This window comes from Dietzia sp. DQ11-71 (assembly GCF_014144995.1).
Classification (GTDB): Bacteria; Actinomycetota; Actinomycetes; order Mycobacteriales; family Mycobacteriaceae; genus Dietzia; species Dietzia kunjamensis.
The window spans coordinates 1-17,380 of record NZ_JAALDT010000248.1 but is presented as its reverse complement, the minus strand read 5'-3'; the positions used below and the strand labels follow the sequence as shown (position 1 = coordinate 17,380).

Annotated in this window: 13 protein-coding genes and 2 pseudogenes; 5 read left to right on the top strand and 10 right to left on the bottom strand. The window is 71.3% G+C overall.

The window, feature by feature from the left end:
• Window positions 1-540: pseudogene (locus G6023_RS09510) on the top strand (maltokinase N-terminal cap-like domain-containing protein); the annotation flags it as partial.
• A gap of 61 nt (window positions 541-601) precedes the next feature.
• On the opposite strand, the gene G6023_RS09505 reads toward G6023_RS09510, so the two are convergent.
• A complete protein-coding gene (locus G6023_RS09505; protein ID WP_182635170.1) occupies window positions 602-2,254 on the bottom strand; it encodes an AMP-binding protein in 1,653 nt (550 codons plus the stop codon).
• Window positions 2,255-2,444: 190 nt separating this feature from the next.
• On the opposite strand from G6023_RS09505, the gene G6023_RS09500 reads away from it, so the two are divergent.
• Window positions 2,445-3,527 (top strand): alpha/beta hydrolase, encoded by a 1,083-nt coding sequence (locus tag G6023_RS09500; protein ID WP_182635168.1) that lies wholly within the window; start codon window positions 2,445-2,447, stop codon window positions 3,525-3,527.
• A 51-nt stretch (window positions 3,528-3,578) separates the two neighbouring features.
• Here the strand turns inward: G6023_RS09500 and G6023_RS09495 are convergent, their stop codons facing one another.
• The 6 genes and pseudogenes from G6023_RS09495 to G6023_RS09475 form a co-directional block, all read right to left on the bottom strand.
• Window positions 3,579-4,751, bottom strand: coding sequence for a lipid-transfer protein (locus G6023_RS09495; protein ID WP_182635167.1), 1,173 nt, complete (start codon window positions 4,749-4,751; stop codon window positions 3,579-3,581).
• Window positions 4,751-5,188, bottom strand: coding sequence for a MaoC family dehydratase (locus tag G6023_RS09490; protein WP_308202003.1), 438 nt, complete (start codon window positions 5,186-5,188; stop codon window positions 4,751-4,753). Before G6023_RS09490 ends, G6023_RS09495 begins: the two co-directional genes overlap by 1 nt.
• On the bottom strand, window positions 5,185-6,273 hold the full coding sequence (locus tag G6023_RS09485) for a bifunctional MaoC family dehydratase N-terminal/OB-fold nucleic acid binding domain-containing protein (RefSeq protein ID WP_182635165.1): 1,089 nt from the start codon (window positions 6,271-6,273) through the stop codon (window positions 5,185-5,187). Before G6023_RS09485 ends, G6023_RS09490 begins: the two co-directional genes overlap by 4 nt.
• A 33-nt stretch (window positions 6,274-6,306) precedes the next feature.
• The gene (locus tag G6023_RS16305; RefSeq protein WP_347570756.1) at window positions 6,307-7,470 is read right to left on the bottom strand and encodes an acyl-CoA dehydrogenase family protein; all 1,164 of its coding nucleotides are present in this window, start codon (window positions 7,468-7,470) and stop codon (window positions 6,307-6,309) included.
• Between the two features lie 102 nt (window positions 7,471-7,572).
• Window positions 7,573-8,556 (bottom strand): annotated as a pseudogene (locus tag G6023_RS16300) (acyl-CoA dehydrogenase family protein); the annotation flags it as partial.
• Window positions 8,557-8,711: 155 nt separating this feature from the next.
• A complete protein-coding gene (locus G6023_RS09475; protein ID WP_182635160.1) occupies window positions 8,712-10,883 on the bottom strand; it encodes an acyl-CoA dehydrogenase family protein in 2,172 nt (723 codons plus the stop codon).
• Window positions 10,884-11,085: 202 nt separating this feature from the next.
• Here G6023_RS09475 and kstR point away from each other — a divergent pair, with 202 nt between their 5' ends.
• Window positions 11,086-11,823 (top strand): cholesterol catabolism transcriptional regulator KstR, encoded by a 738-nt coding sequence (gene kstR, locus G6023_RS09470; protein WP_159147960.1) that lies wholly within the window; start codon window positions 11,086-11,088, stop codon window positions 11,821-11,823.
• A gap of 168 nt (window positions 11,824-11,991) precedes the next feature.
• On the opposite strand, the gene G6023_RS09465 is transcribed toward kstR, so the two are convergent.
• Window positions 11,992-13,230: a Glu/Leu/Phe/Val dehydrogenase dimerization domain-containing protein gene (locus G6023_RS09465; protein WP_159147952.1), complete on the bottom strand. Its 1,239-nt coding sequence runs from the start codon at window positions 13,228-13,230 to the stop codon at window positions 11,992-11,994.
• Window positions 13,231-13,383: 153 nt separating this feature from the next.
• Between G6023_RS09465 and G6023_RS09460 the strand changes: the two genes are divergently transcribed.
• Window positions 13,384-14,295, top strand: coding sequence for a LysR family transcriptional regulator (locus tag G6023_RS09460; protein ID WP_067711690.1), 912 nt, complete (start codon window positions 13,384-13,386; stop codon window positions 14,293-14,295).
• Window positions 14,296-14,351: 56 nt separating this feature from the next.
• Here G6023_RS09460 and thpD read toward each other — a convergent pair whose 3' ends face one another.
• Together thpD and G6023_RS09450 are read right to left on the bottom strand one after the other, a co-directional pair.
• A complete protein-coding gene (thpD, locus tag G6023_RS09455; RefSeq protein ID WP_182635158.1) occupies window positions 14,352-15,215 on the bottom strand; it encodes an ectoine hydroxylase in 864 nt (287 codons plus the stop codon).
• Window positions 15,216-15,326: 111 nt separating this feature from the next.
• Window positions 15,327-16,331 (bottom strand): D-2-hydroxyacid dehydrogenase, encoded by a 1,005-nt coding sequence (locus G6023_RS09450; RefSeq protein ID WP_096906083.1) that lies wholly within the window; start codon window positions 16,329-16,331, stop codon window positions 15,327-15,329.
• 87 nt (window positions 16,332-16,418) lie between these two features.
• On the opposite strand from G6023_RS09450, the gene G6023_RS09445 reads away from it, so the two are divergent.
• On the top strand, window positions 16,419-17,380 hold a 962-nt coding region (locus G6023_RS09445), incomplete at its 3' end, for an aspartate aminotransferase family protein (protein WP_159147948.1).

Here is a 17,380-nt window from a genome sequence, read left to right as displayed (position 1 = left end):
GTGGCGTCGATGCGTGCCCGGCTCGACGCGGCGGTGGCGGAGGTGCCGGAGCTGGCGGAGTTCGCCGACGCGGCCCGGGCGGTCTTCGACGAGGTGGCGGGATTTGGCCCGGTGCGGGTGCACCGCATCCACGGCGACCTGCACCTCGGCCAGACGCTGCGGGCCCCGGACCGGTGGATCGTCATCGACTTCGAGGGCGAGCCGGCCGCGCCCCTCGCCGAGCGACGGGTGGCCGACGCCCCCGCCCGCGACGTGGCCGGCATCCTGCGCAGTCTCGACTACGCGGCACAGCACACCCTGGTCGGTGTGGAGGACCGGCAGCTGCGGTTCCGGGCCCGCGAGTGGCGCGACCGCAACGTCGACGCCTTCTGCGCGGGGTACGCCGAGGTCGGTGACTCCGACCCGCGCGAGACCGGTGCGCTGCTACGGGCCTACACGCTCGACAAGGCGCTGTACGAGGTCGTCTACGAGACGCGGAACCGACCCGGCTGGGTCGCGGTGCCGATGGGCGCGGTGCGGCGCATCCTCACCGCGGACTGACACGCCTGTCGCCCACCCGGCCGGTCGGGCGGGTGGGCGACAGGGGCGACACCGTGAGGCGTCAGTTGCTCGAGATCCGCTCCTTGGCCCACTTGTAGTCGGCCTTGCCCGCGGGCGAGCGTCGGATCTCGGGGACGTCGACGATCACCTTGGGGACCTTGTAGTTCGCCAGGGACTCGCGCAGGAACGCCGAGAGCTCCTCCTGCTCGGCCGACATGCCCTCGCGGAACGACACGACCGCGGCGACCTTCTGGCCGTACCGCTCGTCGGGAGCACCGGCGACCAGCGCGTCGTGGACGGCCGGGTGCGCCTTGAGCGCCTGCTCGACCTCCTCCGGGAACACCTTCTCGCCACCGGTGTTGATGCAACCCGAGCCGCGGCCCAGGAAGACGATGGTCCCGTCCTCGCGGATCTGGCCCATGTCACCGAGCACCGCCACCCGCTGGCCACCGACCTCCGGGAAGGTCTTGGCGGTCTTCTCCGGATCGTTCCAGTACCCGAGGGGGACGTGGCCGCGTCGGACGATGTACCCGACCTCGTCCGACCCGGGCGTGATCGGACGGTTCGACTCGTCGATCACCCCGAGGCGCGGGGTGGGGGCCAGGAGCATCTCACCCTGCTCGTTAAGGTTCATCTCGCCGTCGTTGCCGGTCTCGGACGCGCCGAAGTTGTCGCGGATGATGACGTTCGGGAACGCCTCGATCAGCCGGTCGCGGGAGGTCTTGGACCAGATGCCGCCGCCGGACGCGACCATGAACATGGCGCTGAAGTCCTTGGTCTCCTTGGCCGCGAGCAGGGCGTCGGTGATCGGGACCGCCATGCCGTCGCCGACGAACATCAGCAGCTGGGCCTTGTACTCGGCGGTCGCGTCCACGATCACCTCGGCGTCGAAGTCGCGGAACATGACCAGGTGGCCGCCCAGGTTGACGAAGGTCAGCAGGGTGAACAGGCCGGCGCCGTGCATGAGCGGGGCCGAGATGACGATCTTGAAACCGCCCTCGGGCGAGACGTTGTCCGCGACCTCCTGCGGGCTGTGCCGCTTGTCGCCGTACGGGTTACCGCCGGACAGGCACGCGTAGTAGTAGTCCGACATGTGCCACTGGACGCCCTTGGGGAACCCGGTGGTGCCGCCCGTGTAGACGATCCAGTGGTCGTCGCCGCGCACGGGCTCGAAGTCGCGCTCCGCGGACTGTCCCGGCAGCTCGGCGTCCACGTCGACGACCGTCAGGCCGTTCTCGGCGCAGGCGTCGGCGAGGACCTGCGGGACGCCACCCACGACGAGGACCGTGCGGGCGGTCTCGAGCTTGGGCACGGCGGCGGCCATGGTCTCCGCGAACTCCGCGTCGACCAGGACGGCGACCGACTGCGAGTCGTTGAACAGGTAGACCAGCTCGGCCGGGGTGTAGCGGTAGTTGACGTTGATCCCGGCCACCCGGATCTTCATGGCCGCGACGATGGCCGCCATGTGCTCGGCGCTGTTCTTCATGTACAGCGCGATATGGCTCTGCGGCTCCGCACCGTGGGCCTTGAGGAGATGACCCATCCGGTTGGCGAGCTCGTCGATCTGACGGTAGGTGTAGTCGACCCCGTCCATCGTGAGCAGGAGGTTGTCCGGGATCTTGTCGGCCACGGCCTCGAAGACGGCGGCCTCGTTCATCTCCGGATTGGTCCCGGCGAGGGGATCGGTGGACTGGTCGGCTGCTGCATCAGTCATCGGGCGGGTCCTTTGCACGCGGGGGCTAACTGTGTCGTCTCTCACATTGTGACCTGAACTTGTTCTCGTGTCCAGACGCGGGTCTGACCTGCGCTGATTTCAGATTGCTGGAACAGGTTCTATTCACTATAGGCGGCCGCACCGGCAGGTCGCTGCAGCGGTGGGGCCGGGGAGGGCCTACATTGCGAACATGAGCGGATCACGGTCCAGAAATCCCGGCCCGCCGTACGACGGCGGTCTCCGGCTGCCGCGTTCGACGGGGTCGGGTGACGTGCCGCAGGATGGCCGTCGCTCGTCGGCGCGGGAGGCCGACCGGCCCTCGCGGCGGAGCGGCCCGACCCTGCACGGCCCGTCCGAGCAGGGCACTCTGCGGTCCCGCGGGCTCGCGGGAGGGCTGCGGATGTTCGTCCGCCCGGCGCTGGACAGGATGCCCGCGACGGACGTCTCGCTCGGCCGCCTGCGTGCGCTGACCTCCGGCGCCGGGCGGGCGGCCGCCCTGGAGAGCACCAACGACTGGTCCGGGGACGGGCCCGTGCCCGGCCTCTGGGTGGGCCGCAAACGCTTCTTCGACTCGGACAAGGTCATCTACCACATCCACGGGGGTGGCTTCACGTTCGGATCGCCGTGGTCGCACAAGGCCCTGGCGTCGAGGATCGCCAGCGAGACCGGCGTCCCCGTGTTCCTGCCGGACTACCGACTCGCCCCGGAGCACCCGCACCCGGCGGCCACCGAGGACACGATCGCCGGGTGGGAGTGGCTGCTGGAGATGGGCTTCCCGGCCGAGAACATCGTGGTCGCCGGAGATTCCGCGGGGGGCAATCTGGCGATGCAGCTGGTCGCCCACCTCGAGCGGACCGGGGCGGCGATGCCCGCCGGCGTCGTCCTTCTCTCCCCGTGGGTCGACCTGGACTTCACCGACATGACCGCGCGGGACCGGGCGCGCAAGGACCCCTTCCTCGCGCTGGGCCTGGCCGAACTGTGTCGTCGCCAGTACGCACCGGGTGTGGACACGGACGATCCGGCGATCTCCCCGATCAACTACGAGCCCTCGCCCGACTGGCCGCCGTTCCTCATCCAGTGCGGCGGCGAGGAGATCTTCAGCGGGGGGATCGAGAAGATGGCCGAGGACTTCGCCGAGCACGGGGTGCGCCACGAGTTCCAGCTGTGGCCCCACCAGTTCCACGTGTTCCAGGTCTTCCACCCGCTCGTCCCCGAGGCGAAGATCGCGGTGCGGGACATCGGATCGTTCGTGCGCGGCTGCCTGCGGGGCTGAGCCACTCGGGCAGGCCACGCCCGAGGGCGGCAGTCAGCCCCGAGGCCGCTGTCAGACGGTGAGCACCAGGCCCGAGGTGGGCACGCCGGTGCCCGCGGTGACGACGAGCTTCTCGGCGCCGGGGACCTGGTTGACCGAGTCACCGCGGAGCTGACGGACGCCCTCGGCGATGCCGTTCATCCCGTGGATGTAGGCCTCCCCGAGCTGGCCGCCGTGGGTGTTGAGCGGGAGCCGGCCGCCCACCTCGAGCGCGCCGGGCTCGCGGACGAAGTCCTTGGCCTCACCGCGGCCACAGAAGCCCAGCTCCTCGAGCTGCATGAGCACGTACGGGGTGAAGTGGTCGTAGAGCACGGCCATGTCCATGTCCTCGGGCCGCAGCCCGGACTGCTCCCAGAGCTGGTTGCCGACGATCCCCATCTCCGGCAGTCCCGCGAGCTCGGGGCGGTAGTACGAGGTCATGATGTACTGGTCCGGCCCGGACCCGGACGCCGCCGCCGCGATCGACACCGGCGTGTGCGGCAGGTCGCGGGCCCGCTCGGGCGTGGTCACCACGATCGCCTGACCGCCGTCGGACTCCTGGCAGCAGTCCAGCAGGTGCAGCGGCTCGGCGATGTAGCGCGAGTTCTGGTGGTCGGCCAACGTGATCGGCTTGCCGTGGAAGAACGCGGCGGGATTGGCCGCGGCGTGCTTGCGGTCGACCACCGCGACCCGGCCGAAGTCCTCGCTCGTGGCGCCGTACTCGTGCATGTAGCGCTGCGCGACCATGGCCACGAACCCGGCCGGGGTGGACAGGCCGTGCGGGTAGGAGAAGGCGTTGTCCGTGCCCGAGGAGTTGACCTGCTGCACCAGCGCCGAGTTGACCTGGCCGAAGCGCATCCCGGAGCGCTCGTTGAACGCGCGGTAGCAGACCACGACCTCGGCCACGCCGGTCGCCACGGCCATCGCGGCCTGCTGCACGGTCGCGCACGCCGCGCCGCCGCCGTAGTGGATGCGGGAGAAGAAGTTCAGGCTGCCGATCCCGGCGGCCCGGGCCACCGCGATCTCGGTGTTGGTGTCCATGGTGAACGACACCAGGCCGTCGACGTCCGAGGGCTGCAGCCCGGCGTCGGCGACGGCCGCCTGCACGGCCTCGGCGGCCAGCCGCAGCTCGGAGCGGCCGGAGTCCTTGGAGAAGTCGGTGGCGCCGATGCCGACGATCGCCGCCTTGTCTGAGAGAGAGCTCATCAGGCCGGGTCTCCGTTCATGTAGAGGGTGGCCGTCGAGGTGACGTGCGCGCCCAGTGAGTCCGTGCCGACGATCTTCAGCGTGACAAGCCCGTCGTCGTCGACCCCGGTCACCTCGCCGGTGAGGGTGAGGGAGTCGTAGGCGTACCAGGGCACGCCCAGGCGCAGTTTGATCGACGTGATGCGGGCGCGCTGGCCCGCCCAGTCGGTGACGAACCGCTGCACCAGACCGGTGTCGGTGAGGATGTTGACGAAGATGTCCTTCGAGCCCTTCTGATGGGCCAGGTCGCGGTCGTGGTGGACGTCCTGGAAGTCCCGCGTCGCCAGCGCCGAGGCCACGATGAACGTCGGCGTGCCCTCGATGGTCAGCTCGGGGAGCCGGTCCCCCACCGCCACGGCGGGCGGGGTGGCCGGACAGACGGTACGGTTCTCGCTCACTTGACGGCCCCTTCGGTTCTTGCGGGTGACCCCGCGGATTCCTGACGGTCGACAGGGCGTGCGCCGGCCGGGCGCCAGGCGTACAGCGTCCACGGGTCGGTGCCGAACGCGGCGTCGGCGGAGGAGTCGCCGGGCATGTCGAGGAACTCCACCTCGACCTCCATGCCGATCCGGACCTCCGACGGCTCGACGTCGCGCAGCTCGCCGAGCATGCGCACGCCCTCCTCCAGCTCCACCAGCGCGATCACGAACGGGAACCTGGTGCGGCCCGGCACGCGCGGGGCGTGATGGACCACGAAGCTGTACACGGTGCCGCGTCCCGAGGAGACCACGTAGTCGGTCTGCTCGGACTTGTCCTTCCACAGCGCCGGGACGGGCGGGTGCTGCAGCGAGCCGTCCTCGCGGGTCTGGATGCGCAGCTCGTGGGCGGCGACGCCGTCCCAGAAGAACTGCGTGTCGTGCGAGACCGACGGGCGCAGGACCTTGCCCACCACCAGGTCGTCGGTGGCCGAGCCGGAGCTGGCCACGATCTGGTCGGCGGGCGCCGGCGCGGGCTCGGCGGGCTTCGCCGCGGGGCGGAACTTGAGGATGCGGAAGTCCATCTCCGCGACGACCTCGTCGCCGACGCGCCAGTAGTTACGGGTGGTGAAGAACCAGCCCTCCCCCAGGCCCGTGGTCTTGGGGCCGACCACGTCCACCAGAACGGACTCGATGGTCACCTCCTCGCCCGGGCGGGTGTACCGGTGGTAGGTGGAGTCGCAGTTGGTCGCGACGACCGAGGTGAAGCCCTCGGCGTCGAGGAGGTCGGTCATCCGACCCAGCGGGTCGTCGGCCTCACGGGTCTTACCGAGCCCGCGCATGGTCCACACCTGCGCCATGGCCGGCGGTGCGACCGGTCCGCCGTGTCCGGCCGCGCGTGCGGCCTCCTCGGAGGAGTAGATGGGGTTGGTGTCACCGATCGCCTCGGTCCAGTTCCGGATCATCGGCGTGTTGATCGGGTCGCGGCCCGCACGGCGGGCGCTCCCGCCGGCGGCGCGGACCTCCTCGGCGGCGGCGAGGATACGGGCGGCCTGCTCGTCACTCATGGGTACCTTCTCGGTGGATCAGGGGGATGGTCTCTAGCGGGCGGTGCGGGGCATGCCGAGGCCACCCATGCAGGTCAGTTCCCGCATGACCTCGTTGACACCGCCGCCGAAGGTGATCACCACGTTGCGCTTGTTCATCATGTCGAACCAGCGCTGCAGCGCCGCGGTGTCGGGATCGGTGGGGTCGCCGAAACGGCCGACCAGCTCCTCGACGATCCGGCCGACGTGCTGGATCTCCTCGGTGGAGAACACCTTCGAGGCCGCGGAGTCGCCCATCGACGGGTTCTCGCCCATCGAGGAGACCTTCCAGTTGAGCAGCTCGTTGAGCCGGACGATCGCGAAGATCTCCGCGAGTCCGCGCCGCACCTCGGGCCGGTCCAGGTGGCGGACCCCGTCCGGGCCCGTGCCGCGGGCCCAGGCGGCCAGCTCGTCGTAGTACCCGCCCGGACGCCCGGACGGCGCGAGCATGACGCGCTCGTGGTTGAGCTGGGTGGTGAGCATCTTCCAGCCGCCGTCGACCTCGCCCACCACCATGTCCGCCGGGACGCGCACGTCCGAGTAGTAGGTGGCGTTGACGTGATGGGCACCGTCGCAGGTGATGATCGGGGTGAACGAGAAGCCGGGGTCGGTGGTGTCGACGATGAAGATCGTCAGCCCGCGATGGCGCGAGTCCGGGGTCCCGGTGCGGGCGGCCAACCAGATGTAGTCGGCGTGGTGGCCGCCGGTGGTCCACATCTTCTGACCGTTGATGATCCAGTCGCCGGTGGCCTCGTCACGCCTCGCGGTCGTGCGCAGGGCGGCCAGGTCGGTGCCGGCGTCGGGCTCGGAGTAGCCGATCGCGAAGTGGATCGACCCGTCGAGGATGCCGGGGAGGAACTTCGCCTTCTGCGCTTCGCTGCCGTACTTCTGCAGGGTCGGACCCACGGTCTGCAGCGTCACCGACGGCAGCGGCACGTCCGCACGCGTGGCCTCGTTGGTGAAGATCTGCTGCTCGATGTGGCCGAAGCCCTTGCCGCCGTACTCGGCGGGCCAGCCCACGCCCAGCCAGCCGTCGCGGCCCATGCGCTTGATGATCTCGGCGTAGGTGTCGCCGTGACGGGTGGTGGCGATGTCCGCCGCCTCCTCCGGCGAGATGAGCGTCGAGAAGTACTCGCGCAGCTCGGCCTGCAGTGCGCGCTGTTCGGGCGTGAGGTCGATGAACGCGCCGTCGGCGTCGGCCGGGGTGGCGTCCGCGGCGGGGGCGGCACCGCCCGTCTCGATCCTGTCGACCGGGTCCGCGGCGAGCGCGGCACCGAGGACGTCGAGGTGCAGCTGCGCGCCGCCGACGAACCGCGCCAGGTCCTTGACCGCCGAGGAGTACCGGAACATCGGGTAGGTGACGTCCACGCCCACCCCGCCGTGCAGGTGGTGCAGGATCTGGACCGCGCGGGGACCCTCGGCCGCCAGCCAGTAGGCACCGATCGTCGGGTCGGTCTCGTAGCGGTCGCCGGAGCCGGCCAGGCCCTCCGAGATCCGCCAGGACACGGACTGCGCGATCACGTGGAGCGTCTGCGAGACGATGTACACGTCCGCGAGCTCCTGTTGGACCGCCTGGAACGACCCCAGCGCCTTGCCGAACTGCTGACGTTCCTTGAGGTAGCCGGCCGTCATCTCCAGCGCGCCGCCGACGAGACCGTCACCGTGCGCGATACAGGCGGACAGGACGAGACGTCGGAACACCTCGAGGACGGGCTCCGATCCCGAGCCGCGCAGGACGTCGTCGTCGTCGACCTCGGTGGCCTCGAACCGCATCGCGTACTCGGGCACCCCCAGGGAGCCGAGGGTGGGCGTCAGGGTGACGCCCGGGGCGTCGGGGGCGACGACGACGAGTGCGGCGCCCCCGGACGTGGACACCGGCACGAGGACCGACCGGGCCTGGGCCGCGTACCGCACCGAGGTGGCGGTCCCGGTGAGCTTCCCACCGTCGAGCCGCACGGTGGGCTCGAGCGGCAGTGGGCGTCCGGGCTCGGCGACGGCGGCGGTGAGGATGCGGCCGTCCTCGATGCCCTCGAGAAGCCGGGACTGCTGGTCGGGGGTGCCCAGCGCGACGATCGGCGCCACGCCGAAGCCCAGGGTCTCCAGGACGGGGATCACCACTCCGGCACGGCCGACCTCCTCGAGCACCACCGCGATGTCGGCGGGCGTGAGGTCGTCCCCGCCGAGGGCGGAGGGCAGGCCCAGGGAGAGCAGACCGGACTCGGCGAACGCCGCCCACAGTCGCTCGTCGAAGCCGGCGTCGTCCACGCCGCGCCTGGGTAGCGCGGTGAGCAGTTCCTCGGCCGGGGCGGCCGTCGACAGTGCGCCGGCCACCGCCTCGGCGACGGCGGCCTGGGTCTCGGTACGGGTGAAGTCCACGGGGGTCAGTCCTTAATCCGGAGGGGGTCGGTCACGCGCTCGCACTAGTCCCTGGGCAGGCCGAGGATGCGCTCGCCGACGACGTTGAGCAGGACCTGCTCGGTGCCACCGGCGATCGACAGGCAGCGGACCATGAGGAACTTGCGTCCCTGCTCGGTGAATTCGACGCCGCCGGTGCCGGTGAGCTGCAGACCGAACTCGGCGATGTCCTGACGGTGGCGCACACCCACGATCTTGCGGACCGAGGACTCGGCGCCCGGGCCCGAGCCGGCGAGGCTGCGCAGCGCGGTGCGCAGGTCGAGGAGGTTTCCGACGACGCCGTCGGCGACGTGCTTGCCGAACTCGTCGAGCACGAGCGCGTCGTCGGCCACACCGGCGGCGTTGATCAGCCCGATGATCTCCTCCGCAGCGTCGCCGAGCGACGAGCCACCGCCCATGGCCACGCGCTCGTTGGCCAGGGTGGTGCGGGCGATCTTCCAGCCGTCGTTGACCGTGCCCACCTGGAACTCGTCGGGGACGAAGAGGTCCTCGAGGTAGACCTCGTTGAACAGCGCCTCACCGGTGATCTCGCGCAGGGGTCGCGTGCGGATGCCCTCGGAGCGCATGTCCACGAGGAAGTACGTGATGCCCTTGTGCTTGGGGGCGCCGGAGTCCGTCCGGGCCAGGCACATCGCCCAGTCGGCCTCGCGGGCCAGGGAGGTCCACACCTTCTGTCCGTTGAGCTTCCAGCCGCCGTCGACCTTCTCGGCGGTGGTGCGCAGGGCGGCCAGGTCGGAGCCGGCGCCGGGCTCGGAGAACAGCTGACACCACCTGATCGCCCCGGCCATGGTGTCGCGCACGAGCAGGTCGGCGTGCTCGGGGGCCGCCTGGAGGATGGTCGGCACCGCCCAGCCACCGATGGTGATGTCGTGGCGGGTCACGCCGGCGGCCTCGAGCTCCTCGTCGATGAGGAGCTGCACGGCCGGGCTGGCGCCGAGGCCCCACGGCTCGGGCAGGTGGGGCATGAACAGGCCCGTGTCGGCGAGGGCACGCTTGCGCTCGTCACCCTCGACCGCCGCGACCGTCGCCACCAACGCGCGGATGTCCTCCCGCTTGGCGTCCAGCCCGTCGATCTCGGACAGGTCGATGTCGAGGTGGCGGCGCCTGCCCGACAGCGTGAGCTCGGCCAGGGATCGCCGCCAGCGGGCGGAGCCGCCGATCGCCTGGCGCAGTGCGCCCGCCCGCCGCATGTAGAAGTGGGCGTCGTGCTCGAAGGTGAAGCCGATGCCGCCGAGGATCTGGATGCAGTCCTGGGAGTTGCGCACGGCGTTGTCGAAGGCCAGCGCCCCGGCGACCGCGGCGGCGACGGGCAGCTCCGAGTCGCCGGCGAGCAGGTCCTCCGCGGCCGCGGCGGCGTCCCACGCCAGCGCACGGACCTGCTCGGTGCGGCACAGCATGTCGGCGGCGAGGTGCTTGATGGACTGGAACGAGCCGATCGTGCGGCCGAACTGCTCGCGGATCTTGGCGTAGTCCACCGCGGTGGCGAGCGTGTAGTCGGCGACGCCCGCGGCCTCGGCGGCGGCCAGGGTGACGAACAGCTGGTGGACGTGTGCGGTGGTGACGCCCTCGAGGACGCGGTCGGCCGGGATCGTCACGCCCTGCAGGCTGACGTGGCCGATCGACGCCGAGATGTCGTACGGGGTCGCCGGGGTGACGGTGAGCCCCGGCGTGCCCGCCTCGAGAAGCGCCCAGCGGGTGGCGCCGTCCACCTCGACGGGCAGCAGCAACCCTCCGCCGGGGGTGCCGCCGTAGGCGACGCCGGGATCACCGGTGATCTCCCCCGACCCGTCCAAGGTCGCGGTGCCGATGCCCAGGCACACCCCGACGGGCAGGCCGCCCTCGGCGATCGTCTCACCCAGCGCGTTGGCGACGGCTCCGCCTGCGCGCGAGACCAGGACACCGGTCAGCGCGGTGGACAGGACCGGGCCGGGCGCCATTTTCGCCGCGGCCTCCTCGAGCATGCACGCCAGGTCGACGATCTCGGCGCCGGCGCCACCGTGCTCCTCCGCGATGGCGACGCCGAACAGCCCCAGCTCGGCGAGTCGGGGCCACACGGCCTTCCAGGCTTCCGGATCCTTCTCCTGAACGCGTACCGTGGCCACGGGATCGGCGGACTTCGCCCAGGCCTTGATCGAGTTCTGGATCTCGGTCTGATCCGGGGTGGTGGCGATACTCACTGCTGGGCTCCTCGGGCGCGACGGGATTTCCGTACTCGGCGCGGGCCCGCTGACCCGCGCGCTCCACGCCATAATAGAACGTGTTCTAGGTATCGTGTTCTAGAATGCACCAGAAGGGTCCCCGACGCACACCCGGGTCCCGCCCCAGCCCGCCGGGATGCCCCGCCGACCCGATCCGACCAGCGCAGAAGGTTTCGCCTCCATGACCAAGAGCTCAGCCGGGACCCGTACCGCCGCCGCGCCGGACCCCGCCGCCCGGAGCGACGAGCCCACCACGTCGTCGCAACGCGAGCGCCGTCGGCGGATCCTGGACGCGACCCTCGCCCTGGCCGCCAAGGGCGGCTACGAGGCCGTGCAGATGCGTGCCGTCGCCGAGAAGGCCGAGGTCGCGGTGGGCACCCTCTACCGGTACTTCCCGTCCAAGGTGCACCTGCTGGTCTCGGCGCTCGCCCGTGAGTTCCGTCGGCTCGACCAGCGCACCGAGCGGTCAGCCCCGCCCGGCGACACCGCGCAGGAGCGGATGAAGGTCGTGGTGGAGATGATCACCAAGTCCATGCAGCGCGACCCGAACCTCACCGAGGCGATGACGCGCGCCTTCATGTTCGCCGACGCCTCCGTGGCCAACGAGGTCGAGGAGGTCGGCTTCTACATGGACCGGATCCTCGGCCGCGCGATGGCCCAGGGCACCCCGGACGAGGTGCAGCTCTCGATCGCCCGGGTCGTCTCCGACGTGTGGATGTCCAACCTCGTGTCGTGGCTGACCCGCAGGTCGTCGGCCGCCGAGGTCGCCACCAGGCTCGGTCTCACCATCGATCTGCTGCTGGGCAGCGACGACTCTCCCCGCCGGGCCCGGATGCACACCGCGATCGGCAACGGCCACGACACAGACTCGGACTCCGACCCCGGCGAGATCGGAGAGGGCAGAGACTCAGCCGTCTGACAACCCGCCCAGAGCGGCACCGCAACCGCTCCCGCGGCTGGCGTCCCGCTCCCGCGCCTGACCGCCAAGACGGCCGCCGCTCCCGAAGATGGCGTCTCGCCTGCCCATCGGGGCACGCGAGACGCCATGTCGAGGGGCGACGGGCCCGGGCGGTTGCGTAGGGGGCGGTCAGGGCACGACGACCGGCGGCACCGTCCGGACCGGCCCGGAGACGTCGGCGATCCACCGCAGCGGGCCCCGGCTCGGATCCCAGCCGGTGAGCAGGTCGGCGACCTTGGCGGTCATCTCGCGGCCCAGGCGGAGGAACGAACTCTCCGGCTGGTCGTCGACCTCCCCGAGGATCAACCACCACGCCCAGGCGACGGCCCCGGCGTTGGCGACGAAGTCCGGCAGCACCGCGATCCCGCGGGCCGTGAGGTCGAGTTCCGCGTCGGCCGTGGTGGCGGCGTTGGCCGCCTCGACCACGATCGGTGCGGTGACCTCGGTGCAGTTGTCCGCGGTGATGGCGTACGAGACGGCGGCGGGCACGAGCACGTCCACGTCCATGCCGAGGATCCGGTCGCGGTCCAGCCGCTGCACCCGGGCGGGGACGGCCGAGCGGTCGATCTCCCCGAAGCGGTCGCGGGTCGCCAGCAGCGCCGGGACGTCGAGTCCCGCCGGGTCGTAGAGGGTGCCGGCGGCGTCTGCCAGTGCGACGACGCGCATGCCGGCCTCGTGGAGGTACCACGCGGCGCCGCCCCCCATCGTGCCCACGCCCTGGACGGCCACCGAGGTGCGCTCGATGTCCCAGCCCCGGACGTACGCCGCCGCGAGGCACGCCTGCGCGACCCCGTAGCCACCGATCACATCGCCGAGCAGCCCGCCCGGAACCCCGGCGTTCAGCCCGCGGAAGATCCGGTCGGCGGTGGCGGCGGGATCGGCCGACCGCTCGATCGCCGCGTGATAGGACTGCCGCATCCCCAGTCGGGCGAACACCTCGTCGATCAGGTGCTGCGGGACGCCCAGATCCTCGGCGGTGACCCAGTGTCGGTCGAGGAACGGCCGCATGGCCTCGCAGAACCGGCCGAGCACGTCGATGGCGCGGGGGTCCTTGGGGTCGAAGTCGATGCCGCCCTTGGCCCCGCCGATGGGCAGGTCGAACGCCGCCGTCTTGCGGGTCATTCCGCGGGCCAGGTCCTCGACCTCGCGGAGAGTGCACCCGGCGCGCATACGGGTCCCGCCGGTGGCCAGACCGCCGACGAGGGTGTCGACCACGAGGTAACCCCGCGCCCCGGTCTCGTCGTCCTCCCAGTGCAGTCGCAGGTAGGGCTCACGGCTCGATCGGCTCGCGCTCTCCGGAGCGGCGGGCACGGTCTGGGGGGCTGACCCGGTATGACCGGTGGTGCCCGGGATCTCGATGGACGTCATGGTGCTCGCCTCCTCGGCGACCTCGTCCGCCGGCGGGTCCGGCGGGGATGTCCCCAGCATGCGAGCATGCGTCCCGGGGGTCCAGCGAGACTTCGTGGACCTGACCGTTCACTTTTCCTGCACGATGCGGCCGCGCGCTCCTACGCTCGGGGAATGGAGCCGTCACTGCACCGGCTACGGCTGCTCGCCGAGTTGGAGCGCCGCAGCACCGTCACCGCGGTCGCGGCCGCGCTGGGGTACACCGTCTCGGCCGTGTCGCAGCAACTCTCGTTGCTCGAGCGGGAGGCGGGGACCCCGCTGTTCGAGAAGCGGGGTCGCGGGCTCGCGCTGACCGAGGCGGGGCTCATACTGGCCGGGCACGCGCGGACGATCCTGTCCGCCGTGGAGGACGCCGGTCACGCCATGGAATCGGCCCGTGCGGGCGTCGGCACGAACCTCACCGCCGGGGTGTGGGCGTCGGTGGCCGTCACGCTGCTGCCCGCCGGGATGCGGATCCTGGCGCGCGACCACCCGGGCATCGTGGTGCGGACCCGGGAGCTCGCCCCGGAGGACACCACCGGCGCGGTCCGGGACGGCTCGCTCGATCTGTCGTTCGTGCTGGACTACTCCAGCTACGTGATGGCGGACGTGACCGACCTGGTGCGGGTGCCCATCGCGAGGGAGTCTCTGCACGCGGTCGTCCCCCGCGGCTTCGTGGACTCGACCCGACTGTCGCTGGCCGACCTCTCCGGGGCGCCGTGGGTCGTCGCGCACCCGCGGTCGCACTTCGGTCGCGCGGTGCGGATCGCCTGTCGCGAGGCGGGGTTCGAACCCGACGTGCGGCACGAGGCGGGCGAGCAGTCCACGGCGCTGTCCCTGGTCGCCGCGGGCCTCGGGGTCACCCTGGCCTCCGACCTCGGGCTGAGCACCTTCGGCGCGGACGTGGAGGTGATTCCCCTGACCGACGAGCTCACCAGGACGGTGTCGATCACCTATCGCCGTCGGGACGCCCGGCGGCGACCACTGCAGGCGTTCGTCGAGGCGTTCACCGACGGCGCGCGCGAGGTCGGCCTGGACCCCGCCTGACTCCGGCGCACCGATGCCGGGTCCCGCACCCGCGGGGCCCGGCACCGGTGTCCGGCTCAGGGCCGGCGCGCGAGGAAGTCCGGCCGCGGCGGGGTGCCCGCGAACGGCTCGGTCAACTCGTTCTCCACACTGTTGAACACGATGAACACGTTCGCCCGGGGCAGCGGCGTGATGTTGCCGCCCGAGGCGTGCAGGGCGTTGCAGTCGAACATCGTCATCGATCCCGCCCCGCCCGTGAGCACGTCGAGACCGTGGCGCTCGTACATCTCGGAGATGTGCTCCTCGGACGGGACGCCGATCTTCGGCGACGTCGAGACGAGCGATTCCTTGTAGTAGTCCTCCGGTGTCTCCCCCGCGCACTGCACGTAGTACTTGTGCGTGCCCGGCATGATCATCAGGGGCCCGTTGTAGGTCTCGTTGGGTGTGAGCGCCAGGGAGGCGCTGCACGCACGCGGCCGGGGCATACCGTCCTCGGCGTGCCAGGTCTCGAAGTCCGAGTGCCAGTAGAAGGCGCCGCCGGCGAATCCGGGCTTGTAGTTGAGCCGGCTCTGGTGGACGTAGACGTCCGAGCCGAGGATCTGCCGGGCCAGGTCGATCGCGCCGGATCGCTCGACCGCCTCCCACACGACCTCACTCAGGTCGTGGACGTCGAAGATCGAACGGACGGCCTCGCTGCCGGCCTCGCGGATGATCCGGGGGTCGCCGGCCATCTGTGGATCGGATCCGATGCGGTCGATCTCGGCCAGGCAGGCGTCGATCCGCTGCCGGTCGAGTGCGCCCTCACGCTGGATGTAGCCGCGCTCGCCGAACTGGAGGACCTCGGGATCCTCGCTGCGTCCCCACAGGACGGGGTCACGGCGCTCGACGATCTCCGGTCGCCCGCTCACGCGGGACTGGTAGTCATCTACGGCAATGGTCATTACGACTCCTTTCTCTCCTCAGCCTGAAAACCCCGGCTGACTCGGGAAAAGCGAGGGGTGCCACCCCTCGCGGAGCCGACCGTATCCGTCGAGATGACCACGGACAACCGCTCAGCCGCTGACGTATCCTCGACCTTTATCCACAATCGGGCCGGGGGTCCCGCCGCCGACCCACGTGCGCAGGTGGTCGAGGAACTGCCCGGACAGTGTGTCCCGCCACCCCACGACGTCGCCGGACATGTGGGGACTGATGTGCGCGCCGTCGAGGGTCCAGAGCACGTCACCGTCGGGGAGGGGTTCGACGACGAGGACGTCCAGGTGCGCCGAGAGCCTGCCCGTCCCGATCTCGCGCGTGAGGGCCTCCTGATCGACCAGCTCTCCGCGACCGACGTTCACCACGTGGGCGCCGTCGGGCAGGGCGGCCAGTTCCGCGGGGCCGAGCAGCCCCCGGGTCGCGTCGGTCAGCGGCGCCACCATGACGAGATGGTCCACGTCGCCGAGATGCTCGGACAGGTGCGCGGAATCCAGGACGCGGCCGAAGTCCTCGTCGTCGTCACGCGGTCGACGTCCGGCCCCGCTGACGTCGAGCCCGACCGCCCGCAGTAGCCGCGCGGTGGCCCGTCCGATGCCGCCGGTGCCCACCACCAGGGCGCGCCGGCCGGCCACCCGGGTGGTCTCGCGGTGGCGCCACCGACCCGCGCGCTGCAGCGCCTCGGTCTCGTGGAGCCGTTTGTCGTGGGCCAGGACGCAGGCCAGGACGTACTCGGCGATCGGCCCGTCGAAGACCCCGCGGGCGTTGGTGACCAGCACGTCGGAGTCGCGCAGCTCGTCGAAGAGGAGCTTGTCCACCCCGGCGGCGGCCACGTGGACCCACCGCAGCGCGTCGGCGGCGTGCCAGGCGGAGGCCAGGGCGTCGGAGAAGATGTCCCACACCAGCAGGATCTCGGCCCCGGGCAGAGCCTGCGCGAGGGTGTCGGCCGTGCACTCGCGCACGTCGGCGAGCTCGCGGATCAGCGCGAGGGTGGTGGGGGGCTCGACGCCGTCCGCGGTGAGGACGACGACGGTCGGCCGGGTGCCCGGGTCGTGGTTGCCCGGGTCGCGGTGCGGCTGCGTCATGGCCCCACCGTAACGCGCCGGCCCTCACGCGAACCAGGATCGTCGGATTGTTGACAATCGACCGTGGCGCGCCACACACTGGCACCCATGACCGCGCACCTGTCGCCCCATCTCAAGCAGGCCACGCCCGTCGTGGTGGACCACGCCCTCGGCTCGTGGATCCACGGCACCGACGGCCGCGACTACCTGGACTTCACGACCGGCATCGGCGTGACCAGCACCGGCCACTGCCACCCCGCCGTGGTCGCCGCGGCACGCGAGCAGTGCGGGAAGATCATCCACGCGCAGTACACGACCGTCATGCACCAGCCGCTGTTGGAGCTCACCGAGAAGCTGGGCGAGCACCTGCCCGAGGGGATCGACTCGGTCTTCTACGCCAACTCCGGATCCGAGGCAGTCGAGGCCGCGGTCCGGCTGGCCCGCATGGCCACCGGCCGGCCCAACATCGTCACCGTCCAGGGCGGCTTCCACGGCCGCACCGTCGCCGCCGCCAGCCTCACCACCGCGGGCACCCGCTTCTCCGCCGGGTTCTCCCCGCTCATGGGTGGAGTCGTGATGACCCCGTTCCCGCACGCCCTGCGCCACGGGTGGACGGAGGACGACGCGATCGACTTCGCGCTGGCCGAGCTCGACTACCTCATGGCCACCCGGGTCGACGCCCGCGAGATCGCGGCCTTCCTGATCGAACCCGTGCTGGGCGACGGCGGGTACATGGCCACTCCCCCGCGCTACCTGGAGGGACTGCGCGAGCGCGCCGACCGGACCGGCGCGCTGCTGATCCTCGACGAGGTCCAGGCCGGCATCGGGCGCACCGGCCGGTTCTGGGGTCACCAGCACACCGACGGGCTCGTGCCGGACATCATCATCACCGCCAAGGGCATCGCCTCGGGCTTCCCCATCTCCGCGATCGCCGCACCCTCCGCCCTCATGGCCAAGGCCTGGCCGGGGTCGCAGGGCGGCACCTACGGCGGCAACGCGGTCGCCGCGGCGGCCGGGGTCGCCACCCTCGGCGTGGTCGAGCGCGAAGGCCTGGTGGACAACGCCGCCGC

Bases quoted from the DNA above. Each gene is read 5' to 3' on its own strand.
- G6023_RS09460 (WP_067711690.1), top strand. From the start codon at position 13,384: ATGGAGCCGTCACTGCACCGGCTACGGCTGCTCGCCGAGTTGGAGCGC.
- G6023_RS09465 (WP_159147952.1), bottom strand. From the start codon at position 13,230: ATGACGTCCATCGAGATCCCGGGCACCACCGGTCATACCGGGTCAGCC.
- G6023_RS09495 (WP_182635167.1), bottom strand. From the start codon at position 4,751: ATGAGCTCTCTCTCAGACAAGGCGGCGATCGTCGGCATCGGCGCCACC.
- thpD (WP_182635158.1), bottom strand. From the start codon at position 15,215: ATGACCATTGCCGTAGATGACTACCAGTCCCGCGTGAGCGGGCGACCG.
- G6023_RS09500 (WP_182635168.1), top strand. From the start codon at position 2,445: ATGAGCGGATCACGGTCCAGAAATCCCGGCCCGCCGTACGACGGCGGT.
- G6023_RS09450 (WP_096906083.1), bottom strand. From the start codon at position 16,331: ATGACGCAGCCGCACCGCGACCCGGGCAACCACGACCCGGGCACCCGG.
- G6023_RS09505 (WP_182635170.1), bottom strand. From the start codon at position 2,254: ATGACTGATGCAGCAGCCGACCAGTCCACCGATCCCCTCGCCGGGACC.
- G6023_RS09485 (WP_182635165.1), bottom strand. From the start codon at position 6,273: ATGAGTGACGAGCAGGCCGCCCGTATCCTCGCCGCCGCCGAGGAGGTC.
- kstR (WP_159147960.1), top strand. From the start codon at position 11,086: ATGACCAAGAGCTCAGCCGGGACCCGTACCGCCGCCGCGCCGGACCCC.